This window comes from Haliscomenobacter sp., assembly GCF_041740695.1.
Classification (GTDB): domain Bacteria; phylum Bacteroidota; class Bacteroidia; order Chitinophagales; family Saprospiraceae; genus Haliscomenobacter.
Genome location: NZ_JBGSLK010000107.1, coordinates 38,876 through 61,455 on the forward strand (window position 1 = coordinate 38,876; position 22,580 = coordinate 61,455).

The 22,580-nt window shown below is 47.1% G+C and carries 18 protein-coding genes and 1 tRNA gene; 7 read left to right on the plus strand and 12 right to left on the minus strand.

The features are described 5' to 3' along the window. The first annotated feature begins 13 nt into the window (after positions 1-13). Entirely contained in the window at positions 14-793 is a 780-nt protein-coding gene (gene cysQ, locus ACEW9O_RS21050) for a 3'(2'),5'-bisphosphate nucleotidase CysQ (RefSeq protein WP_373552175.1), read from the plus strand. A gap of 12 nt (positions 794-805) precedes the next feature. On the opposite strand, the gene ybeY is transcribed toward cysQ, so the two are convergent. The 7 genes from ybeY to ACEW9O_RS21085 form a co-directional block, all read right to left on the minus strand. Beyond that, a complete protein-coding gene (gene ybeY / locus ACEW9O_RS21055) occupies positions 806-1,279 on the minus strand; it encodes an rRNA maturation RNase YbeY (RefSeq protein ID WP_373552176.1) in 474 nt (157 codons plus the stop codon). Between the two features lie 17 nt (positions 1,280-1,296). Further along, complete coding sequence (locus tag ACEW9O_RS21060) at positions 1,297-1,701, minus strand: ATP-binding protein (RefSeq protein ID WP_373552177.1); 405 nt, start codon at positions 1,699-1,701, stop codon at positions 1,297-1,299. A 333-nt stretch (positions 1,702-2,034) separates the two neighbouring features. Continuing rightward, positions 2,035-3,195: a PLP-dependent aspartate aminotransferase family protein gene (locus tag ACEW9O_RS21065; RefSeq protein ID WP_373552178.1), complete on the minus strand. Its 1,161-nt coding sequence runs from the start codon at positions 3,193-3,195 to the stop codon at positions 2,035-2,037. 51 nt (positions 3,196-3,246) lie between these two features. After that, on the minus strand, positions 3,247-4,143 hold the full coding sequence (locus ACEW9O_RS21070; RefSeq protein ID WP_373552179.1) for a DUF4435 domain-containing protein: 897 nt from the start codon (positions 4,141-4,143) through the stop codon (positions 3,247-3,249). A 1-nt stretch (position 4,144) separates the two neighbouring features. After that, complete coding sequence (locus ACEW9O_RS21075) at positions 4,145-5,419, minus strand: AAA family ATPase (RefSeq protein WP_373552180.1); 1,275 nt, start codon at positions 5,417-5,419, stop codon at positions 4,145-4,147. Positions 5,420-5,574: 155 nt separating this feature from the next. Further along, entirely contained in the window at positions 5,575-6,912 is a 1,338-nt protein-coding gene (locus ACEW9O_RS21080; protein WP_373552181.1) for an APC family permease, read from the minus strand. 160 nt (positions 6,913-7,072) lie between these two features. Further along, positions 7,073-7,624 (minus strand): acyl-CoA thioesterase, encoded by a 552-nt coding sequence (locus tag ACEW9O_RS21085; RefSeq protein ID WP_373552182.1) that lies wholly within the window; start codon positions 7,622-7,624, stop codon positions 7,073-7,075. 121 nt (positions 7,625-7,745) lie between these two features. Between ACEW9O_RS21085 and ACEW9O_RS21090 the strand changes: the two genes are divergently transcribed. Continuing rightward, positions 7,746-8,489 (plus strand): glycosyltransferase family 2 protein, encoded by a 744-nt coding sequence (locus tag ACEW9O_RS21090; protein ID WP_373552183.1) that lies wholly within the window; start codon positions 7,746-7,748, stop codon positions 8,487-8,489. Between the two features lie 120 nt (positions 8,490-8,609). Next, positions 8,610-9,911, plus strand: a complete 1,302-nt coding sequence (locus ACEW9O_RS21095; protein ID WP_373552184.1) for an aminopeptidase P N-terminal domain-containing protein — start codon at positions 8,610-8,612, stop codon at positions 9,909-9,911. A 130-nt stretch (positions 9,912-10,041) separates the two neighbouring features. Here ACEW9O_RS21095 and ACEW9O_RS21100 read toward each other — a convergent pair whose 3' ends face one another. From ACEW9O_RS21100 to ACEW9O_RS21110, 3 genes are all read right to left on the minus strand, one after another. Then, a complete protein-coding gene (locus ACEW9O_RS21100) occupies positions 10,042-10,815 on the minus strand; it encodes a zinc ribbon domain-containing protein (RefSeq protein ID WP_373552185.1) in 774 nt (257 codons plus the stop codon). Between the two features lie 12 nt (positions 10,816-10,827). Continuing rightward, positions 10,828-11,643 carry a Nif3-like dinuclear metal center hexameric protein gene (locus ACEW9O_RS21105; RefSeq protein ID WP_373552186.1) on the minus strand — a complete coding sequence of 272 codons (816 nt, stop codon included), beginning with the start codon at positions 11,641-11,643 and terminating at the stop codon, positions 10,828-10,830. A gap of 68 nt (positions 11,644-11,711) precedes the next feature. Further along, entirely contained in the window at positions 11,712-12,638 is a 927-nt protein-coding gene (locus ACEW9O_RS21110; protein WP_373552187.1) for a PfkB family carbohydrate kinase, read from the minus strand. A 98-nt stretch (positions 12,639-12,736) separates the two neighbouring features. Between ACEW9O_RS21110 and ACEW9O_RS21115 the strand changes: the two genes are divergently transcribed. The 3 genes from ACEW9O_RS21115 to ACEW9O_RS21125 all read left to right on the plus strand — a co-directional run bounded on the left by ACEW9O_RS21115 (position 12,737) and on the right by ACEW9O_RS21125 (position 17,029). Continuing rightward, positions 12,737-12,810 (plus strand) — tRNA-Asn (locus tag ACEW9O_RS21115). A 160-nt stretch (positions 12,811-12,970) separates the two neighbouring features. Beyond that, positions 12,971-16,396, plus strand: coding sequence for a M1 family aminopeptidase (locus ACEW9O_RS21120; RefSeq protein ID WP_373552188.1), 3,426 nt, complete (start codon positions 12,971-12,973; stop codon positions 16,394-16,396). 237 nt (positions 16,397-16,633) lie between these two features. After that, on the plus strand, positions 16,634-17,029 hold the full coding sequence (locus tag ACEW9O_RS21125) for a LysM peptidoglycan-binding domain-containing protein (RefSeq protein WP_373552189.1): 396 nt from the start codon (positions 16,634-16,636) through the stop codon (positions 17,027-17,029). Positions 17,030-17,093: 64 nt separating this feature from the next. Here the strand turns inward: ACEW9O_RS21125 and ACEW9O_RS21130 are convergent, their stop codons facing one another. Continuing rightward, on the minus strand, positions 17,094-19,577 hold the full coding sequence (locus ACEW9O_RS21130) for a TonB-dependent receptor plug domain-containing protein (protein ID WP_373552190.1): 2,484 nt from the start codon (positions 19,575-19,577) through the stop codon (positions 17,094-17,096). 223 nt (positions 19,578-19,800) lie between these two features. Further along, positions 19,801-20,964 carry an MFS transporter gene (locus ACEW9O_RS21135; protein WP_373552191.1) on the minus strand — a complete coding sequence of 388 codons (1,164 nt, stop codon included), beginning with the start codon at positions 20,962-20,964 and terminating at the stop codon, positions 19,801-19,803. A gap of 296 nt (positions 20,965-21,260) precedes the next feature. Here ACEW9O_RS21135 and ACEW9O_RS21140 point away from each other — a divergent pair, with 296 nt between their 5' ends. Continuing rightward, complete coding sequence (locus ACEW9O_RS21140; protein WP_373552192.1) at positions 21,261-22,580, plus strand: caspase family protein; 1,320 nt, start codon at positions 21,261-21,263, stop codon at positions 22,578-22,580.

Sequence of the window (22,580 nt, forward strand, 5' to 3'; positions counted from 1 at the left end):
AAGTACCCATTCAATGCAGAAGAAACAACTTATTGCTGAAATTACCCAAATTGCCCGTCGTGCCGGAGCCGCTATTCTGGACATTTATGCCAATGAAGCCGACTTTCAGGTCGAACACAAAGCGGATACCTCTCCCCTCACCATTGCAGACCGAACGGCCAACGCCATTATTTGTAGCGCCCTTGAAGCACTTCCAGTACAGTACCCGATCATTTCGGAAGAAAACAAATTGCAGTCCTACGCCGAGCGTCAAGATTTCGAAAAAGCTTGGCTGGTTGATCCCCTCGATGGCACCAAGGAGTTTGTCAAACGCAATGGAGATTTTACCGTCAACATCGCCCTGATCAACAACGGCGTCATTGAATTGGGGGTAGTGTACGTTCCGGTTTACGATGAAATGTACTACGCACTGAAAGAAGAAGGCGCTTTTTGGGAAAAAGATGGCAAAGTGGAGCAGTTACAGGCATTGTCTTTTGGGCTAAAAGACACCGGTTTAAAAGTGGTTTGTTCCCGTTCACACATGAATCCGGAAACGGAAGCGTTTATCAACGCACTGGATCAACCCGAACTGGTTTCCCGCGGCAGCTCGCTCAAGTTTTTGATGATTGCCCAGGGCCAGGCACACGTTTATCCGCGCATGGGGCCAACTATGGAATGGGATACGGGCGCAGCACAAATTGTACTGGAAGAGGCTGGAGGAACGGTCATTGATCAGAATACCCAACAACCTTTGCGGTACAACAAGGAAAATTTGTTGAATCCACATTTTGTAGCTTATGGCAATGTACATTAACCCACCAGCAAATTAGTCAACCGTTTTTAACAACAGCAAGGCTTCATCCTCCTTTTTGGTCATTTTTGCCTTATCCTCAGGGCCTTTATCCTCGTATCCACAGAGGTGCAATACCCCGTGGATGATGACCCGGTGTAGTTCTTGCTCAAAAGAAACGCCAAATTGGTGGGCATTCTCGTGAATACGATCGATGCTGATGAAAACGTCCCCTTCTACAACCGGTGGATCGTGGTAAGGAAAAGTAATGATATCGGTAAGGGTATCATGCTGAAGGTACTCCTGGTTGAGTTTCAGCAGATAAGGGTCATCACAAAAAATAAAGTTGACAAAATTGAGATCTGCCTTTTCGTGCGCTATGACCTTCTCGATCCATCGGCGCAACAAGGCGGGATTGGCGGGTTCGAAATCAATTTCTTCTGCAAAAAAAGAAATTGGGTCACTTGGGCCATCTTCTTCTAAATCATCGTAGAGTTCAAAATCATCCATAAAAGTTTAGTGAAAAATTAGCGATTGTTGCCACAATTGAGGCGAAACTGCATTTCTACAGTGCGGCCATTGTCGCAATAACGGATGCCATCCGAAAATTGCTGCATCATAAATACTCCACGGCCACCACATTTACAGCGGTTTTCCGGTTGAGTAGGATCGGGTAAACTGCGGTAATCAAAACCACGACCTTCGTCCGATACCCTTACTGCAATACAATCTGCCGACTTGTGCATTTGGATTTGCACATGTTTGGATGCATCTTGCTTGTTGCCGTGAATAATCGCGTTATTCACCGCTTCAGTAAGGCTGATCAGAATGTTTCCGTAAAGGTCTGGGTTGATTTTGTACTTGTTTACCATCTTGTCCAAGAAGGACTCAATTCTAGCGACGCTGCGCGGATCGGAAGGTAATTTCAGCATAACTTCGATTAAGGCTTGTGTTTTGAAAAAAGTAACCTTGGGGTAAACTAATTTGAAACACGCTCTAGAGTGATCAAAAGCGAACGAAAATTAGGGGAATATTACGTAAGATGCAACTGACTTTTACTAAAGCAAAGACTTAAAAGGCTCATTGACAAGGAATAAAACTTTTTGTGTGTTGCTTTTTCTTCGAAACCCCTTGCAATCAGCCCTTTATACGCATGAATTTGTTAAACGTCACGCACCTGACAATTAAAAAACAAAAAAATAATTGTCCAAAGCACAGTTTTTTTTCTGAGCCTTTGGCCAGCCTGGTGAAATTATCAGGTTTACTTACATACTTTCGAAACCTCGATCCAGGTCTTTGATCAGATAATCAGCATCTTCCAACCCTACATATAAGCGTAAAACCCGATGCGCAGGATTGTCCGGGTTGAATTCTTCATCCAGCAAACTGGCACAACCTGGGAGGATCAAACTTTCATGCCCACCCCAACTAACCGCCATCATGATGTGGTGCAAACCTTCACAAAACCGTACAATCTCCTGTCGGGTATCGGCATACAGGTAAAAACTAAGTAAACCACCAGCCCCACTCATTTGTTCGCGGGCCAGTTCATATTGCGGGAAGGTCACATCAAAGGGAAACAATACTTTTTCAACCTGGGGATGGTGTTTTAGGAAATCTACAATTTTAGGCGTAGTTGCAGAAACCCGCTCCAGCCGGGCAGAAAGGGTGCGCAAACCCCGGATCAGCAACCAGGCATTAAAGGGTTGAATGCCGCTCCCGATGTTCAGGTATTCGCTGTCAAAGATTTTTTTGATCATGGCGCTGCTTCCACTGAGTACGCCTGCCACGGTATCACTATGCCCACCAATGTACTTGGTCGCACTTTGCAGCGCCAAATCGATCCCCATTTCGATGGGCCTTTGGTACAGGGGCGTACAGTAGCTGTTGTCGCAAATGGTGATGATGCCGTGATCCTGTGCGAGCTCTGACACCGCCCGCAAATCCTGCAGGGCATAACTCCAGCTATTGGGGCTTTCCAGGTAAATGATCCGGGTATTAGGGCGGATGGCGTCTGCAAAGTTTTCCAACAGCGTGCCATCTACGTAAGTGGTGTCGACATTGAAGCGGGGCAAAATGTTGTCAAACATCCGTTGCGCCCAGGTGTAGGGCTTTTGTACACTCACGATGTGCTCATCCGCCTGAATGTTGGCGAGTACTGCGGCAAAAATGGCCGCCGCGCCACTGTTGAACACCAGGGCATCTTCGGCCCGGTCCAGCGCTGCCAGTTTTTCTCTTAAAATATCCACCGTAGGGTTGATGCCCCGACTGTACAAATAACCACTTGATTCGTCGGCGAATAAATCCCGTAACTCATCCACCTTCCGCACCTGAAAATTGCTGGTTTGGATGATCGGTGGCGCAATGGCATTGAAGTAGTCTGCGCGGTTTTCGCCTAGTTCGTTGAGGATGAAAGAAAGTTCCATGAGAATGAGGTTGGGGCAATCGCCCGTGGCAAAATTAATTTTTCCAGGGGCTTAGCCTAAAGTATTGATGGCCTCGATGATGTCACTGCATTCTTCGTGGTCGATGAATTGGAGGGCATCTTGATGCAAATCTGCAATTTTATGGTCGGTCTTAAGCTTAAAATATGACATGTACGGGGTTTGGCTACGAAGGTCTTTGTTGCGCCACTTTTCGTCAATTGAGACAGCAGCTTCTCTAGCTCGAAAAAGATAAATCCTAAGCATCCATTTCCCATTGACAACAAGCTTCAGATTTGTAAAATCAATTCCTTTCTCACTCGCAAAAGCATCTAAATCCATTTTATTCATAGGGAGAATTTTTGTTGCAAGATGCCGTAACTTGTCAAGATTCATTTCTGCTCCATACGAGATAATCGCTTGGTAATTATCAGCGCCGAGACATTCTTGTTTTAATGCATCAAGTGAGACGTAATAAAGTGGTTCATAAACCTCTCGTATGTGATTAAGGACAAATTCAATTATTTCATCGTCAATGTCTCGAAATGTTGCATGAGTTATTTTTTCAAGAATTTTTACAAGGTTCTTCTTTGTCGCAAAATAGCTTTCAATAGAGTAGTATTTTAGGATATGAAGATTGATTAATGTTTCAGGCGTAGTGTCTCCTTTATAGGGTCGACTATCTCGATCAATAATTCCTAAGACGTATCTTCGATTGGTTTCGTCGTTCGCCAATTTAGCTTGTAATTGAGTGAGGCATTGAATAACACTTTCACACCCTGCATGAAAATCCTCAAATTCAGCTACAGCGTGAATTTTTGCCTCTTTGTTTATTTCCACAGCAATACGTGAATAGATTTGCCGATCATCCTTGCCCTCAACGACAACAAAAGGCTCCTTAATCATTCTTGCCCTAACCAGCGTATCTACCAGGCGGTGTTTGAACTCCATCTCAGACCAATTCTTTTAAGTATTCAGTATGTCCGTCAGCTATTTCAGGGCTGTGGGTAGCGACGATGATTTGGGCATGGGGGGAGAATTCTGAAAGTAGAGCAAGTAATTTTCTTTGCCATTTTATTGACATGGAAATTTCAGGTTCGTCGATTAGAAAAACTTTTCGATTACGGCCAAGGATTAGAAACAGGGTTAGAAAACTTAAAAGGTGGCGCTCGCCACTTGAGAGGTCTTTAAGTTTGTGCCTTGAACCATTAGGAAGTTGGATAAAAGTTTCGACAGAGTTAATGATTAGTTTTTTGTTATGAATTACGAAGGAATTAAAGGTCTCTACAATAGTATTAATTGCCTTTAAATCAAGATTCTCTCGTTCATCTTGCTCTGTTTTGAGTAATAAATTTACCAGCAATGCCTTAAATACAGTATTTTCATTTTCTAGATCATAAGTTTCGCTTTCAATGAAATCCTTTATCCGATTTTTAGTCTTCGATTCGTCCAAGCTTTGAATAAAAGACAAGAAAAAATCTTTCCTTAATTTAAATTTCTCCTGAAAATTTTCTGGAAAATCAATTTTTTCACTAATATTTATAGCATTGTCAATAGTAGAAAAAAAGGCATTATTCATCCCTTTTAATAAAGCTTTTTGGCCTTTGTCAAATGTTATCCTTAATGCTTTTTCAATTGTGTCAACTTGTAAATCATCAATTGATAAGTGCTCAGTCAATAAATACTCTTCGGCGGTAATGTCTTGAAAGGATGTATCTTCAATCAATGAATCAAGAATCTCCTGGCTATCTTGAGTCAGTGTGTTCTTCTTTGACTTCAATAAAATTAAACGTTCATTGATGTTTTCAAAAAAGATGGAATTGGCACCAATTAACCCTCTATTCGTACCGAAAAGTATAGAATTATTATCAGGGGGCATGGCCAGACTTCGCATTACTTTTCCCTTACTCTCACTTTTGTATAGCCATTTATATATAGTTTTATTGACGGATTCGATTTCGATTTCCAAATAGGAAATATTTTCCATCTGTAATGCAGATATATCTCCTTTTAGTGCAGCCTGAATTACACGTAATAGCGTGGTTTTTCCAGATCCATTTTCCCCAAAAACAATAGTTGTTTGCCCTTTAGAGAATTCAAAAGTTACATGTCGATCTGGGTTTTTAAAACCTTTAATCTGAATCTTTGAAATTCGGTGAAATTTTTCAGCGTTAGGCCCTCTTCCTCTTCTAATAGGATTAACCCCAAGCCTTTCATTCATTGCCATAATTTTCCAATTTTTATACTACAAATATAATCCAAATCCAGCAAAATTACCTGAAGCCCTCCGCCAACCCACGGATTTATCCGTGGGAGGCTACCCTACCGCCTTACCCCATGACTTTAGTCGTGGGCTTCGTGGGAAGGCGAGACTCCCGATGCTTAGGTCCTCTTCGGCCTCCGCAACACCCCAAAATACAACACCCCCAACCCAACCAACAATCCCAGCCCAATCCCCGCCGCCCCGGGCTTCTGAATCACCACCGCCACCATCGAATAACTCAGCACAAAAAACGCCGCCAAATAAGGCGTGTATTTTGCCAAAGCCCCAGTCACCCGTGCATCGCCCTCACCCCGGTGCCGCAAAATAAACAAAGTCGCAGCAGAAGTACACATGCCAATGCTGTCCAAAAACATGGTAAAGCTCAAGATTTGGTCGATTTGTTTGCCGATGAGCGTGATGATGATGGTCAGGATGGCGTACACCGTCAGCCCAGGTACCAGTGCGCCTGTACGTGGATGCCGCCGACTGAAAATTTTAGGCAAGACCCCATCTTCACTCATGGCGCACATCACCCTTGGGTTGCTCATTAGAATGATGTTGACGTACGTGAGTACCGAGAGGAACATGGCCAGGTCGAACACTTTACCACCAACTTTGCCAAACCAGGCTTCAAACAACAAGGAGCCAATCGCAGTGGCATTCTTCATTTTTTCAAAACCAATCACTTGTACGTAAGCGTAGTTGATGGCGAGGTAGAGGAAAATGGCGAGCAGCGTGCCCGCGATGATGCCCTTGTGTAAAGCCGGGCCGGGTTTGGCTTCTGCCCCAAAATTCAGGGTTTGTTGGTAGCCCCCATAGGTGAAGGATACCGCGATGAGGCTCAAGAGCAAAAGCATCACCGTATTGTTGCCCGTGAAAGTTTGCACGGGTTGGTTTTCGTAACCATGCGGCTCCACAACAACCCCAGCGAACAGCGTTGAAATCAGGATCAAGATCAAGCCGATTTTCAACACGGTCATAAAATTCTGGGTTTGGGCGCTGGTTTTTAAGCCCAACAAATTCACGCCATAAAACAGCCCTACTGCAATGGTCGCCATGGCCGTATTGAACAGCACGCCTGAAGGATGCCCAAACACCAAATCGCTCAAATAATCCGCGCCGATCAGGGCCACCACCCCCAGGTTGGCAGCATTGACAATCAAGACCAGGATATTGACGGTAAAACCGACCACGGGGTGGTAGCCATAGTTGAAAATCTGGTAAAAACCACCCATAACCGGATACCTCGCCCCAATTTCGGCGTAAGTCAAAGCCCCACACAGGGCAGTAATGCCTCCAATGATCCAGGCGGCAAAAAAGATCGTTTGAGTTCCGGCGTTGGCCGCAATGATGGCGGGTGTTTTAAATATCCCCAGCCCAATAATGAGGCTGACAGTAATAAGGGTAATGGTGGAAAAGCCCAGTTGGTGGCTTTTGCTGGCGTGGTTTTCAGACATACGGCGATTTTGCGCCCTAGACTACGAAAAATTTGGAAATGTTTAGCATTTTTTGTGCATTTATTGGTTGAGAAGGTTGAGGGAGGTTGAGAAAGTTGAGGCTACCGCAGCGACTTAGACACTGGCGATTCTAAACCTTCCTCAACCTCCCTCAACCTTCTCAACCTTTTTTTTGTAGCTCTACCCGCTCCTTTTGCAACAGATGCAAGTTATCCTCCAAATCCAGGCGATTTTTTTCATTGTCAAACTCATCACTAAAGGCTTCTTTGAGTCGTTTGCGTTTGATGGATTCCAGGCAACGACGGATGTCTTCGTCATCTTCCAGGCCCAGAGGTGGCACTACACACAGCTTTCCTTCAGCGTCCTTGGCTACCATGGTGAAATACGAAGTATTGGTGTGCTTTTTTTCACCCGTGATCACGTTTTCAGATTCCACCCGGATGCCTACCACCAGGGAAGTGCGCCCCACATAGTTAACCGAAGCGTGCATAGACACCAACTCCCCTACCGAAACGGGCTCCCGGAAATTCACCCCATCCACGGATACGGTGACCACGTAGGCTCCCGCGTGTTTGGCCGCGCAGGCATAGGCTACTTTATCCATGAGGGAAAGTAAAATCCCGCCGTGGATTTTGCCACCAAAATTGGCGTAAGCGGGAATCATCAGTTCGGTGATGGTGGTGCGGGAGAGGGAAACGGGTTTGGCCTGCATAGGTGGTAATTTATGCCTCAAAGGTAAGTGCTTTTGTCGCGGATTGGTAACATATGATTAATGTACTCTTTTTGAAAGCCCCAAACCTTTATCTATCTTCGCCCCCGAAATCCAAGCAAGCATGTACAAAGGCAAAAAAGTCATCGTCGTCCTACCGGCTTACAACGCCGCCCGCACCCTGCAAAAAACCTATCAGGAGATCCCTTTTGACCTGGTAGATGAAGTCATTCTTTGCGACGATGCCAGTAAAGACAATACCGCCGAACTGGCCCGCAGCATTGGCATTCACCACGTGATCAAACACGAAAAAAACAAGGGCTACGGGGGTAATCAAAAAAGCTTGTACAATAAGGCCCTGGAGTTAGGTGGAGACATTGTGATCATGTTGCACCCGGATTATCAGTACACGCCTTTGTTGATCCCTGCGATGGTCAACATCATTGGGGAGGATTTGTACCCCGTGGTTTTGGGCTCACGCATCCTGGGCATGGGCGCACTCAAGGGAGGGATGCCCATGTACAAATACATCGCCAACCGCTTTTTGACTTTTTTCCAAAACCTGCTCATCAACTACAAACTCTCCGAATACCATACTGGTTATCGCGCCTTTAGTCGCCAGGTGCTGGAAGGCATCAATTTTGAGCAAAACTCGGATGACTTTGTTTTTGACAATGAAATGCTCTCCCAAATTGTCTACGCGGGTTTCGACATCGCGGAGGTGACCTGCCCTACCAAATACTTTGAAGAGGCTTCCTCGATCAATTTCCGGCGGAGTATGAAGTACGGTTTGGGGGTATTGCGCGTGTCGATCGGGCATTTTTTGAACCGGGTGGGTATCCTTAAACTTAAGATGTACCGGAAATAATCCATCACTGCTATTAAATTCCTTTTGTTTGCTTCCTGTGACCAGGAATGCAAAAAATCATCGCTTTTCCAGCAAAAGCCCCAATATCTTTTATAACTTAAAGCCCAAAGGAAAGCGACCATGAAATACGATCCGATCAACCCGGACTTTTTTGTCAACAACCGCAAGCGTTTCATGCGCAAAATGCAGCCTGACTCGCTGGCTATTTTTTACTCCAACGATTTGATGCCGCGCAGCGGAGACACTTTTTTTCCCTTCCGACAGAATTCGGGCTTGTTTTACCTTAGTGGATTGGATCAGGAAGAAACCGTGTTGGTCTTATTTCCAGGTTGTATTAAGGAAGGCTTTCAAGAAGTGGCTTTTGTGAAGCGTACCAGCGACTACATTGCCATTTGGGAAGGAGAAAAATACAGCAAAGAAAAAGCTCGCGAAGTTTCAGGCATCCAAAAAGTGTATTGGCTGGATGAGATGGGGCCCATTTTACATGAGCTGATCCTGCTGTCCAAGCGCATTTACATCAATACCGAGGAGCACGACCGTTTCCTCCCGGAACTGCCCACGCGCAACATGCGCATGGCGCGCGACGTCATGGAGCGCTACCCGGCGCACAAATACCACCGCGCCCAGCCCATCCTCAAAAAATTGATGATGAACAAGCAGGAGGCCGAGGTAGAATTGATTCAACAGGCCATTGGGATTACGGGAAAAGCTTTTAAACGGGTGCTCGAATTTGTACGGCCAGGGGTAATGGAATACGAAATCGAAGCCGAAATCACCCACGAGTTCATCCGCAATCGTGCATCCGGGCATGCCTACGACCCGATTGTGGCTTCGGGTGCCAACAGTTGTGTATTGCACTACACCCACAACAACCGGGAGTGTAAGGCTGGTGATGTCCTACTGATGGATTTTGGGGCCGAATATGGGCATTATGCCTCCGACCTCACCCGCACCATCCCAGTGAGTGGCCAATTCACCAAACGCCAACGTAGTGTGTACGACGCGGTATTGAGCATCATGCGGGAAGCCCAACAATTGCTCGTGCCCGGCACTACGCTGGAGGAATACAGCAAAGAGGTGGTCAAAATGATGGAAAGCTCCCTCATTGACCTCAAATTGTTGAGCCGCAAGGAAATTGAGCAGCAAAACCCGGAGTCGCCGCTGTACAAACAGTTCTTTATGCACGGCACATCCCACCATTTGGGGATGGATGTACACGATCTGGCGGATCGTTATGTGCCAATTCAGGAGGGGATGGTCTTCACCTGTGAGCCGGGCATTTACATCCGCGATGAAAAATTGGGGATTCGCATCGAAAACGATATCCTGGTTACGGAGAATGGGCCGCTGGATTTGATGGCGAGCATTCCGGTAGAGGCGGAGGAGATTGAGGAGTTGATGTCGGTGATGATCTCGGAATAAACTTAGTTTTTTCACCACCTAAGAAACCCAAGACACCTAAGGATTCACCTAAGCAACTATATACTAACAAAAAGAGGGATACAAATTTGCTTTGTATCCCTCTTTCCTTTTATCCAAGGCCTCAAAAAGCCTATCCAAGCTCAGTAGCCATGTGCTCAGCGATTTTGTCTCCAGTCAGGATGTAGTCATCCACGAGGATACGACCGCAGTGCTCACAAGCGATGATTTTTTTACGCATCGAAATTTCCAACTGTACCTGTGGTGGGATCTTGTTGAAGCAGCCCCCACAAGAGTCGCGCTGAATGGTAACCACGGCCAAACCGTTGCGGTAAGAAGTACGGATTTTGTCGTAAGCCTTGATCAAACGCTCCTCGATGTGCTCACGGGCAGCATCAGATTCAGCGCGCAGGGTACGTTCTTCATTCTCCGTTTTGGAAATGATTTCATTCAATTCCACCTGCTTGGTTGCCAGGTCTGCTTTCTTCTTAGCCAGGCGTTCTTCCGTATTGGCTTGGCTTTCTTCCTGCTTGGCCACGTCAATTCTGGCCTGCTTGATGCGCTTTTCAGCCAATTGGATATCCAGATCCTGCATTTCCAATTCCTTGGTCAATGCTTCGTATTCGCGGTTGTTCTTTACGTTGTCGAGTTGCGTCTTGTATTTGACCTTCAAGGCTTCTGCCTCTTTGATGTTGGTCGCGAAGCGAGTTACAATAGCTTGTAATTCTTTGACACTGCTTACCGTTTTCTCCAGACGGGTCTCCAAACCAATGATATCATCCTCCAGGTCACTAACTTCCATGGGCAATTCGCCCTTCAATACCTCAATTTCACCAATTTGAGCATCGATGAGTTGGAGCTGATACAGCGTTTTGAGCTTTTCTGCTACAGTAATTTCGTTAGCCATGTTTGGTTGTTGTTAATAATAATGAACGGGATTGGTCTTCACGCTCGTGCAATAGCGCGCAAAGTTACTATATTTTTTTGAAATAATCTCGTGTAATAATTCGATGGTAAATTGCTCACTTTCATAGTGTCCGATATCGGCAATGACGATTTGGCCATCGGCGTCAAAAAACTCGTGGTATTTGTAGTCGGCAGTCACAAAAACATCAGCACCAGCGGCAATGGCTTTGGGCAACAAAAAGCCGCCCGAGCCGCCACAAACCGCTACGGTACGTACCTCGCGGCTGCCCAAGGGGGTGTATTTGATGCAGCCCACTTGCATGCTGCTTTTGAGGTGTTGTAGAAAGTCGATTTCGCTCATGCTTTGGGGCAAAGTCCCAATCATGCCCGAACCCACTTCGGGGTCAGGCGCAGGCAAACCGTTTTTCAGCAAAGGTTTGGCCGCCAGGATGCGGGTATTTTCCAAACCCAGTTTTTCGGCAATTTTACCATTTACACCACTGCGGTACACATTGTCGAGGTTGGTGTGGATGGCGTACAGGGCAACTCCCTCCCGAATGGCTTTGATCACCACACGTTCTACGTAGTTGCGCCCGGTCAGGCGTTTCAGTCCGCGAAAAATGATGGGATGGTGCGCCACCAGCAGGTTACAGCCCTTGGCTACGGCTTCATCGATCACAGCTTCGGTAGCATCCAGGGCGATCATTACCCCGGTGATTGGGGTATTCGGGTCACCTACCAATAAACCAGAATTGTCGTAGTCTTCCTGGTAGTGGGAAGGTGCGATGCTTTCGAGGTAGGTGGTAAGTTCGGAGATGGTTGTGGGCATATCTTAAAACTAGCGTTTAGAAGTTGCAACCGTTATTCTACAACAACGGTTGCAACTCCTCATTGGTTTCAAATCTCCATCACCAGATCAAAATTCACCAATTCGACAAAACGTTTGACCCGTTCGTTGATTTGGGCGGCGTCCAGGGATTTGAGGGCATCTACGCTGAATTGCTCTACGCAGAAAGAAGCCATGGCGGAACCATAAATGATCGCACGCTTCATGTTTTCGAAGGAAGTGTCCCCAGTTTTGGCAATGTAACCCATGAAACCACCGGCAAAAGTATCTCCGGCCCCGGTTGGGTCAGTGACTTCCTGGAGCGGCAATGCAGGTGCAAAGAAGAGCTTATCCCCCTCAAACAACAAGGCACCGTGCTCTCCTTTTTTGATCACCAAAAAACGAGGGCCAAGTGCGTGAATCTTGTGAGCAGCCTTCACCAAGGAATGTTCACCCGACAATTGGCGGGCTTCTTCATCGTTGATGATCAGCATATCGATTTTACCCAGTACTTCCATTAGGCTGTCCCAGGCGATATCCATCCAAAAATTCATGGTATCAAGAGCGATGAGCTTGGGGCGTTTGTTCATTTGTTCGATTACCCGCAGCTGTACCGCTGGGGTCAGGTTGCCGAGCATCAGGTAATCCGTATCTTTATAGGTATCCGGCAAAACAGGGTCAAAATCGGCCAACACGTTCAACTGGGTGTCCAGTGTATCGCGGGAATTCATGTTGTTGTGGTAGCGGCCAGCCCAAAAGAAGGACTTTTCACCGGCCTTAACCTGCAAGCCTTCGAGGTCAATTCCTCTTTGGCGCATAAAATTCAACATGTCTTGCGGGAAATCATCCCCAATGACCGATACCAGGCGCAGGTCATTCAAAAAATGAGAAGCAGCCAACGTAATGTAGGTTGCAGCCCCGCCAATGGCCATTTCTGCCCGGCCCATGGGGGTCTCAATGTCGTCGAAAGCAACGGTTCCAACCGCAAGTAAACTCATGATGAAAAGTTTTTTGAAAAAATTACGGCACAAATATTGCACATTATTTTGAGTTGGCATACATTTGCACACGCAATTCGATAATTGCACCGGCAAGTGCCTCAGTAGCTCAGCCGGTTAGAGCGGCGGACTGTTAATCCGTAGGTCGTAGGTTCGAGCCCTACCTGAGGCGCAAAAAGATAAAGGCTTCTTGATCAATTGATTGAGAAGCCTTTTTTCATTTTACTTATTTTCCTTTTAGCATTTGGCAGAAAAAAAAGATTTATCCCTACCTCTCGCCTACGTTTCCTAAGTAAATTCGCCGACATCCCTCATCCACTCAAAACCAAGGCATGCGCATTTTACTCATCCTGCTACTCAGCACAACTATGGCTTTTGCACAAAAAACAGTACCAATTCCCCTGGAAGAAGGCGTTAGTTGGGAATTGGCACAATGGCGGGCCCAAAACCTCAGTGCCATTGCTTATGACCTGAACCTACAAATTCCCCTGGCCAAAACCGATCCCATCAAAGGGACAGTCAACATCAGTTTTGAGCTCAAAAACAAAACGGAGGACCTGTTTCTCGATTTTAAACCCGGCAAAAGCTGGCAGGGCCAATGCAGCATCAACGGGAAAAAGCTAAATGGTCAACACAGCCAAGGGCATTTTACCCTTCCCGCCAAAAAACTAAAAATTGGCACCAACCAGGTACAAATCAGTTTTGAAGCCAGCAATCAATCCCTCAACCGCAGCGCCGATTATTTGTACACCCTCGTGGTGCCCGACCGAGCATCCACGGTATTCCCCTGTTTTGACCAACCCAATCTGAAAGCCCGTTACACCCTGCACCTGGACCTGCCCAGCGACTGGGAAGCCATGGGCAATGGGCCACTGGACAAAAGCAGTGAAAATGCTGGGCGCAAACAATTGCATTTCAAAACCACCGAAGCTTTTAGCACCTATGTGTTTGCCTTTTGTGCTGGCAAATTCCAAAAAGCGACAGAAACCCGCAATGGCCGCAGCATGACCATGCTCTACCGCGAAACCGATCAAGCCAAGGTACAGCGCAACCTAGCCACTATTTTTGACCTGCACATCCACGCCATTGAGTGGATGGAAAACTATACCGGGATCAAATTGCCTTTTGCCAAACTCGATTTTGCCCTCATGCCCGGCTTTCAATACGGCGGCATGGAGCACATCGGCGCGATTTTTTACCGCGAAGCCAGTTTGATGCTGGATGAAAATGCGACGGAAAATCAAAAACTGAGCCGAGCCAGCCTCATCGCCCACGAAACTGCCCACATGTGGTTTGGGGATTTGGTGACCATGAACTGGTTCAACGACGTATGGCTCAAAGAAGTTTTTGCCAACTTTATGGCCGCCAAAATTGTGAACCCCTCTTTTCCAAAGATCAATCACGAACTGCGTTTTTTGCTGGCGCATCAGCCCACTGCCTATTCGGAAGACCGCTCGGAGGGCAGCCACCCCATTCAGCAGGAACTCGAAAACCTCAAAAACGCGGGTAGCCTTTACGGTGGCATCATTTACCAAAAAGCCCCCGTGGTGATGCGCCAACTGGAGGCCATGATGGGCGAAGAACAAATGCGCAAGGGGCTCCAAGAATACTTGCGCACCTATAGTTATGGCAATGCTACCTGGGACCAGTTGATTGGCATTTTGGATCAACACTGCCCCAAAGACCTGGCCACTTGGAGTCAGGTATGGGTCAAAGAAGCGGGCATGCCCCGGTTTGTGTTGGAACAAGTGGGCAATGGTCAGGGTTTGGACAAACTGGTAGTCCGCCAGCTCAAAACTTCTGCTTCTGGTAAATATTGGCCGGAACAAACCCAATTGGCCCTGTTTTATCCCGACAGTGTCGCCTCATTGCCCATTGAAATTGTGGGTGAAAAAACCGAGGTCGAACGCGTCAAAGGGTATGCTTTTCCTCAAGCCAGTCTTTTGTTGGCTTCGCCGATGAGTTATGGGTTTTGCCGTCTGGATATGCGTTCTTTGACTTATTTTTTGCAACAAACGCCCAAAATCAAAGACCCTTTGCTGCGTGGCGCAGCGCGGATGGCGCTTTGGGAGGAGTTTTTGCACGAAGCCATGCCCCCTGCTACCCTACTTGAAAGTATTTTGGCAGCACTCCCTCTGGAACAAGAACCGCTGAATCGACAGCAATTGCTCGATCAGTTGCAGACCCTGTACTGGCGTTTTGCCGATCCAGAATTGCAATTGAGCAATAAGGGAGCTATCGAAGAACTACTCTGGGATTTGTTGCAACAGGCCAAAGACCCTTCGGCCCGTCTCGCTTACTTTGGAGCTTATCAATCCCTGGTCGAAACCTGGCCAGGGGTGCAGAAATTGTACCGCATTTGGAAAAAAGACCTCGCCATCTCCGGCTTAATCCTCTCGGAAAGTCAACGTATTGATTTGGCTTGTGCCATTGCCCTGCGTTGGCCGCATCGTGCTCAGGCCATTTTAGACCAACAATTGGCCGAAACGACCAACCCCGATCGCAAACAACGTCTACAGTTTCTACTTCCGGTTTTTGCAGCCGAGCAGGCCCAACGCGATGGTTTTTTTGAAAGCCTCAAAAAAGATGAAAACCGCGATTACGAGCCTTGGGTAGAAGATGCACTGGGTTATTTGAATCACCCACGTCGTCCAGCCAGTGCAAAACTGCATTACATCCGCCCGGCTTTGGAGCTCCTGGAAGAAATTCAACGCACGGGCGACATTTTTTTTCCACGTCGTTGGATCAGTGCGGTTTTAGGTGGGCACAATTCGGCGGAAGCAGCGGCGACGGTTCGACAGTTTTTGACCCAAAATCCCAATTTCTCTTACCGCTTGAGGAATAAGGTGTTGATGTCGGCGGATTTGTTGTTTCGGGCAGCCAAAATGCGGCGTGAACCAAGCAACAAAGGAGGGGCACCTCAAACCCTTGCTGCCTTACATCAGGCCATCAAAGCTGAACTGGCACGTTGCCCCGAAGCAACATTCCACATTGCTCTTCGCGACCTAAAAAATCCGAACAATGCCGTTTTTATCAACGAAAAAATCAACATCCACCCAGCCAGCACCATGAAAACGCCGGTGCTGGTGGAGCTTTACAAACAGGCGGCCGCAGGTAAGTTTAAACTCAGTGATTCTCTGTCGCTAAAAAATGAATTCAAAAGTATTGTGGATGGCAGTGCTTACTCCTTGAGTGAAAGTGATGATTCGGATTCGATTTGGTACCGGCGTTTGGGGGAAAAAGTGAGCATTGCTGACCTGGCGCGGGCGATGATTGTGCGCAGCTCCAATTTGGCCACCAATATCCTGATTGAACTGGTGGGTGCTGAAAAAACCACCCAAAGCATGCGCGAACTGGGTTTGCAGGACATCATGGTGCGCCGGGGAGTGGAAGACAGCAAAGCCTATGCTGCTGGCTTAAACAATAGTACTACCGCCTACGACCTCATGCTACTGATGGAACGCATTGGCAAGGGCGAGGCGGGTCGCCTGGAGGATTGTAAGGCCATGCTCAACATTCTTTCCGATCAAGAGTTCAACAATGTCATCCCCACCCGACTGCCTGCCGATGTGCAGGTTGCACACAAAACGGGTTGGATCACGGCCCATCATCATGATTCAGCAATATTAATTTCACCTAAGGGGCGTTACTTTTCATTTACCCTCCTGTCTAAAGGCTGGACAAATGAAAAGCTGGCCAACGAAGTGATGGGAAAAGTGGTGGAAATGGCTTATTCGTTTTTTGAGCAACATCCTTAGGGGCTATAAAAAAATAAGTGTTCATTTTGCCAAAGGATTAGATAAGTAAACGCTTCATTTCAAGTGTCTTATCTAATCCTTTGGCACAAGAAAAATGAACACTTATTTTTGCCCCACTAGTTAACCTGAACTTAACCATAAATTAAGTTTCAGATGCTTGCTCAAGTCGTGATTTTTTCTAACATTTGTCAAATTCGTTTCTATTCTCTTTCTTTACCTTATAAAAAACCAATTGAAATGTCATTGAAAGACAAGTACCACTCCGCCCTTGATTTTGCCAAAGAAGTTGGCGCCGAAATGGAAAATTTCCATGAAGAAGACGGTCAGATCGTTTTTAATGGCACCGTTGCTACACCATACCTGCGCAACGCCATTTGGGACAAGCTGAAAACCATCAATGGTTTGAAAAAGGACGATGCTGCTCCTGCGGAAATAAAAGCCAACATCAAAGTCAGTGACGACAGTGTTTATCACAAGCACACTGTGGTTGCAGGTGAAACCCTGGGCAAAATTGCCAAGCACTACTTCGACGATGCCAGCAAGTATGTTGCTATTTTTGAAGCAAATACTGACATCCTGAAGGATCCAAACATGATTGTAGTAGGTCAGGTATTGAGCATTCCAAATCCATAATTGGAGTGGATCATGCGATAAGAAGCCCCCAATTGCTATGACTGGCAATTGGGGGCTTTTTCTTTTATCTTTTCACCATACTCACCGGAATTCCTTTTGCCGTCATCCCTTGCACCAGGATTTCAAAAGCGCCAGCTTTGTCGTTGGTAAAAAAACTAAAGCTTGCTTTCCCTTCCTTGTCCGTTTCGATAATGGGTGCCCAATGCAGGGTTGTGCGGTAATCGGGGCGATCGTGCTCGGGTTTTTTCTTATCGTATTGTGGCGCATAAAACTCGCGGGCTTTGTAAAACCCGGGGTGTTTGAAGTTGATGATGCCATTCACATCGTACTGAGCGGGCTGGTTGCCGGTGCGTTTGGTGTATACCGCCACCACCCCGTTGATGCCGCGGCTCCCAAACATGGCCGCCTGACCTCCTTTAAGCACATCGACAAAAGCAATGGTAGAAACCGGAACATTCACCAAAGTGCTTGCATCCACGACGGTGCCATCCAGTACAAACAAGGCCGGTGTAGGTCCGTTCAAACTGTTGATTCCCCGCAAAACCACCGACTGATTGGGGAAAGAGCCTACAACCTGGGCACCAGGTATCCGCCGCAGGAAGTCAAACACACTCAGCGCAGTAGAGCTCCCTGGTATGGAATCAATAATCATACGATCGGTGGGCGCACGGTAAAGGATGTCTCCAACCCCGTAAGGATTTTTTGTACGTTTGCCTTTCACTTCAAATTCGGCCAAACTCAACTTCCAGATTCCCGGAAACAGAGAATCCAGATCAGCCAGTTTTTTGCTATCGGCCAAAAAACTTTTTTGCTGGGTAGCATCCGTACTGAGCGGCAAATCAAAACCAGCTCGGGGGTCAAGCGGTGGCGGATTGTCTCCATCCAGTCGGATTTTGATGTCGCGATTGCCCGCTACTCCTTGCTGATTGGCATCGCTGTTTTTGCTTTTTTTACTGGCGTTATTACCGGGTTTGGCACCCTGAATCACCACCCGCGTGCTGTCGATGAACGGGAATCCAGAAATGGAAAAACGCCCGTCGGGGCCAGAACTGACCTGCTGAGAGATGCCTTTCTCCATGGCGACTACCATCAAATTTGCAGCAACGGGTTTGTCAGGCTGGTCGAGTTTGGTGGTTTGGCCACTGATGGTAAAACCCTGCTCGGGCAGCCAAGCCAAATCGGGCAGAGTTTCTTGTAGTACTTGTTTCCAACTAAAGCGCCGCCACCCCTGGGTCAGCATCAACATGTCGAGCAACTGTCGACGGGTCGCATTTTCTTCAACAAAAAAATAAGCGGGGTCTTCGATGTATCCCGGCAAGTCGGATTGCAAGAGCAGGTAGGAACGGATATCCTGGCCATATTTGCTCCAATACACGCTTTGTTTGTCGGTTACCGTAGCTGAGACCATTGCTTTGAGGGGATTCCCTGCCTGGTCCTTGAGTTGTAGGGACACATTGACTTTTTGCCGCGCCCCATAAGTGCTTTTGTCCGTGCTGATGCTCAAAAAAGCTCTTTCCCGGGGATTGTCCACAAAAACGAGGCGTTCACAGAGGGGTTCTCCTTTGCTGCTAAAAAGGGTGAATTGAGCGATGCCTTCGGGGATGGAGTCGGTAGGAATGGTGAGGCTGAGTTTATCCAACCCATCGGCATTGCTAAAGGTAAAGATGGGTTCACCCCGTAAATGCCCCAGGATCACCACATCTTTTAGTCCGTTCGGGATGTTGCTGCGCACATTGATCAACAATTGATTTGGAGGGCGTTGGGTAATTTGTAAAGTGTAGCCTTGTTCCTGAGCGGGCGGCAAAGGGATTTTTTTATGAATGCCTTGAAAGCTAAGTTCGGCTTGGTATTTTTTACCAGCTTGAGGCGTAAAAGCAAAAGCGCCCAAACCAAAGCGATAGGTTTTGAACACCGCAACCTGGGTACCCTGCTCGTCGAGAATTTTGCCTTCAAATTGGATTCCCGTGCCTAGGTTGCTCACTGCTTTTACCCCAATCTGGGAGCTCATGCCATTGACCAAATCGCCACCCTCGGGCATAAATTGTACACTAAAATCGGTGATGCTTGTTGAAACTTCCGGTCTTGCAGCAGCAGCTTCTATTTTGGGTTTGAGCAACAAAAACTCCCGCTGAAAGAAAAAGCTGGAGTCAAAATTGCGCAGGTAGTTGGTGTAGGCTCGCAAGAAATATTGGCCTTCCGGCCAATCGCGCTCCGTATCAAAATCACCGTTGCCAACCCCATCCTGGATGCCGATGTAGCGGCTGGCTTTGCGCTGCAAATCTGGTCCAATCAATTCTACATAGACCAGATTGCTCACCAAAGAAGGCAAATGTTCGGCCCCCGCTGTGAGGTAAGCACTAAACCAAATGTTCTCACCCAAGGCATAATGCGGTTTGTCGGTATGCAAGTAGACCTTTTCGCTGGGATATTTGCTTTGGTATTTGACGAGTTGGGCCTGAATCCGTTCGGCGGTACCGGGAGGCCAGAAAAGCCAGGAGAAGGGCAATAACAGAAAAGCAAAGGCAGGTAGATTGGTCAGGTGTTTCATTTGACTGAGCATAGATTTTAGTGTGTGCAATGGCAATAAATATAGGCGCTTTTTTTTTGTTATAAATCTAAAAGAAAAGGATTGTCAGAGTATAACATTTTATTATCTAACTATTTGAAAATAAAAACATTAGAGTTGTTCAAAGATAAATTAGCCACGAAGACACGAAGACTCAAAGTAAACAACCTCGTCGTACTTTGAGTCTTTGTGGCAAAATACATTGTTAGGCTTTCAAATACCCGGCCCGCCAAATCCATACACAACCCATCAAAACCACTACCCCCATTGCCATTGGCAAACTAAAAGCTTTGGCAATGAATCCAATAATGGCAGGGCCGCCTAAAAATCCGATCATCGCAAAAGTATTCATCGTGGCCAAACCCGCACCGGGAGCCATGCCTGGTACCTTGGCGGCAGCACTGTACAAAACCGGTGCACCCAGAGAAACTCCGGCACCCACCATGGCAAAACCAAGCAAAGTAGTGGGTGCATAAGGCAACAAAATGGCCAGCAACAGACCACTTGCTGCAATGATTCCACCGACTCTCAAGACCGGGCCGCCGCCGTAATTTTTCAGAATGGCATCGCCCGTAAAACGAGTCAAAGCCATAAAAAAGGCGTAGGCTGCAAAACCCCAGCCCCACAAGGTTGCGGGCGCTTTTACAACTTCACGCATGTACACCGCCGACCAATCGGCCATGGTACCCTCGGTGAGGTTGGTACACAAACTGATGGCAATCAAGCCCCACAAGGCAGCGTTGGGCATTTTGAACTTGGGGCGTGGGCCATTGCTTTTGTTCACCGTCACCTCGCTGGGTACCCGTTGAAAAGCCTGATAGACCACGAGGGTTGACAAGAGCAAGATCGAACCAATCAACATCACGTGGGTGACTGGGTGTATCCCCATCCCCATGGCTGTAGCTCCAATGGCCGAGCCAAACATGGCCCCACTCGACCACAGTGCATGGCAGGTGGCCATGATGCGGATGCCTTCATAATTTTCAAGGGTGGTAGCCGCCGTATTCATGGAAACATTGGTGGTGGAAAAAGTAGTACCCAGCAACATCAAGGCTGCTGCCACCGACCAAACGTTGGGCATTAAAAAGGGAATCACAAAAAACAGCGCACCTAAAGTACGGGCCAATAAGGTAGCTCTCACTGTACCCAAACGATGCAAAATACCAACCGAAATGGGATTCATAATGGTGATGCCCACAGGCAGTGCCAACAATAACAAACCCAATTGGGCTTCATCCAGTTGAAATTTCTGCTTGATGAAGGGAATCATCGCCGACCAGGTGCCAAACAATAAACCTTGCATGGCGAAAACCAAACCGATGGCTCGGCTGGTGCTGTGGTTGAAAAAGAGACGTAAGTGCGCAGTCATAAAAGTGAAAAGTGAAAAGTGAAAAATGAATAGTGATAGTGAATGTTTGGAAAGTGAAAAACAAATGGTACATCTGCTTTTCACTTTTCACTTTTCATTATTCACTTACAAAGTTACGCAAGCTTCCGATACCCACTCCACTACTTTATTGACCGCTTTCGACGCTGTATTGATCTTCTTGCGGTTTGGGGGAAAAAATTTTTCTTAAGAAAAAGTTATACCTTGAAAAACAAAGCAATATCTTTCTGCTGTTTGGCGTCAGCCTGATGATTCCAGCTCATTAAAACCTCTACATTATGAGAAAACAATGCTTAACACGGGCATTAACCATTTTGGCAGTATTGTGCTTTGCTGCCCATTTACTACCTGCACAAGACCTGTTTGAGATCAAGTTTACCGACAAAGCGAGCGTCAAGTACAAGGGACTCCTGGTTATTTTTAACGACAGCAAAATGTACATGCGCGTGGCCTACAACGCCGAAAACATGTACAAAGTAGTGAACGTAGACTACAAATCTGAACATGGCAAAACGGATGGTAGCGAATACCTGGTACTCCTGGGCTCCAATCCAAAATTCATCACCGCTGCTGGCCAGTACGGCTACAACCCGGATCACATCATCTTTCTGGAAAACCAGGAAAAACCTTACCTGACCGACAATCCCGATGACACCTCGAAACTACTGCACGCCGATTCCTTCAAAGCGCTGACGAAACAAGAAATCAACGATGCCTATCTGCGCGAGTTTTATTCCTCCACGGAATCGGATTACTTGGCTTTGCGCAAGATGTTTGGTATGGATTTGAGCACCCTGAAACTTAAACCCAATGTCAATACCAATACGGCGGGGACCACGATGCACCTCATCATCGCCGCCAATACCAACATTGGGGACATTGGTATGAGTTGCAACCGGGATCAATCCGCCTTGACTGCCGAGTTTAAGGGCATTGCTTCATCGCTGGGCATCAGCTACAAACAGTACCTGATCAATGGCGACAACTTCACCAAAGCTGCCGTGCAGAGCACGTTGACTAGCTTGTATCCAGGTACAAACGACATTGTAATTTTTGTTTATCGTGGCCACGGTTTCCGCTGGAACGATCAACAAGGCGCCTGGCCTCAGTTGGACATGCGCAGTTCGCCTTACACCCGCATCGGGGATAACACCGCCCTCGATCTAGATTATGTGTTCAAAACCATCAAGGGTAAAGGTGGCCGTTTGAATATCGTTTTGGGGGATTGTTGCAACTCGACCATCGACATACCCAGCCCTCTTACGGGTAGTGAATTCCTGGCCATGCAAGCCAACAACAATTACAACGATGAAAAATTGCGGGCCCTCTTTATGAACACCAAGGGCAACCTTCTGGCTACCGCAGCCAGTCCTGGGGAAGTTTCCTGGGCCAATAATTCCAATGGTGGATTTTTTACGGTGAGCTTTTTACAATCCTTGCGGGAAGAAATCAGCTTCATGCGTGATGATGCCGCTGATTGGCGTGATTTGATCAACAACACCGTAACTGGCGCGCGCAGAAAATCTTCCACCGGCGTATGCAGCAATTGTACCTTGCAAAACGGAATTTATCATTATGACGTTACGCCGAAAAACTAA

What these genes read in the sequence shown, in the direction of transcription:
- ACEW9O_RS21075 (WP_373552180.1), bottom strand. Translation starts at nt 5,419, where the DNA reads ATGGCAATGAATGAAAGGCTTGGGGTTAATCCTATTAGAAGAGGAAGA.
- cysQ (WP_373552175.1), top strand. Translation starts at nt 14, where the DNA reads ATGCAGAAGAAACAACTTATTGCTGAAATTACCCAAATTGCCCGTCGT.
- ACEW9O_RS21085 (WP_373552182.1), bottom strand. Translation starts at nt 7,624, where the DNA reads ATGCAGGCCAAACCCGTTTCCCTCTCCCGCACCACCATCACCGAACTG.
- ACEW9O_RS21135 (WP_373552191.1), bottom strand. Translation starts at nt 20,964, where the DNA reads ATGACTGCGCACTTACGTCTCTTTTTCAACCACAGCACCAGCCGAGCC.
- ACEW9O_RS21090 (WP_373552183.1), top strand. Translation starts at nt 7,746, where the DNA reads ATGTACAAAGGCAAAAAAGTCATCGTCGTCCTACCGGCTTACAACGCC.
- ACEW9O_RS21100 (WP_373552185.1), bottom strand. Translation starts at nt 10,815, where the DNA reads ATGGCTAACGAAATTACTGTAGCAGAAAAGCTCAAAACGCTGTATCAG.
- ACEW9O_RS21110 (WP_373552187.1), bottom strand. Translation starts at nt 12,638, where the DNA reads ATGAGTTTACTTGCGGTTGGAACCGTTGCTTTCGACGACATTGAGACC.
- ACEW9O_RS21095 (WP_373552184.1), top strand. Translation starts at nt 8,610, where the DNA reads ATGAAATACGATCCGATCAACCCGGACTTTTTTGTCAACAACCGCAAG.
- ACEW9O_RS21080 (WP_373552181.1), bottom strand. Translation starts at nt 6,912, where the DNA reads ATGTCTGAAAACCACGCCAGCAAAAGCCACCAACTGGGCTTTTCCACC.
- ACEW9O_RS21125 (WP_373552189.1), top strand. Translation starts at nt 16,634, where the DNA reads ATGTCATTGAAAGACAAGTACCACTCCGCCCTTGATTTTGCCAAAGAA.
- ACEW9O_RS21140 (WP_373552192.1), top strand. Translation starts at nt 21,261, where the DNA reads ATGAGAAAACAATGCTTAACACGGGCATTAACCATTTTGGCAGTATTG.
- ACEW9O_RS21105 (WP_373552186.1), bottom strand. Translation starts at nt 11,643, where the DNA reads ATGCCCACAACCATCTCCGAACTTACCACCTACCTCGAAAGCATCGCA.
- ACEW9O_RS21065 (WP_373552178.1), bottom strand. Translation starts at nt 3,195, where the DNA reads ATGGAACTTTCTTTCATCCTCAACGAACTAGGCGAAAACCGCGCAGAC.
- ybeY (WP_373552176.1), bottom strand. Translation starts at nt 1,279, where the DNA reads ATGGATGATTTTGAACTCTACGATGATTTAGAAGAAGATGGCCCAAGT.
- ACEW9O_RS21130 (WP_373552190.1), bottom strand. Translation starts at nt 19,577, where the DNA reads ATGAAACACCTGACCAATCTACCTGCCTTTGCTTTTCTGTTATTGCCC.
- ACEW9O_RS21120 (WP_373552188.1), top strand. Translation starts at nt 12,971, where the DNA reads ATGCGCATTTTACTCATCCTGCTACTCAGCACAACTATGGCTTTTGCA.
- ACEW9O_RS21070 (WP_373552179.1), bottom strand. Translation starts at nt 4,143, where the DNA reads ATGGAGTTCAAACACCGCCTGGTAGATACGCTGGTTAGGGCAAGAATG.
- ACEW9O_RS21060 (WP_373552177.1), bottom strand. Translation starts at nt 1,701, where the DNA reads ATGCTGAAATTACCTTCCGATCCGCGCAGCGTCGCTAGAATTGAGTCC.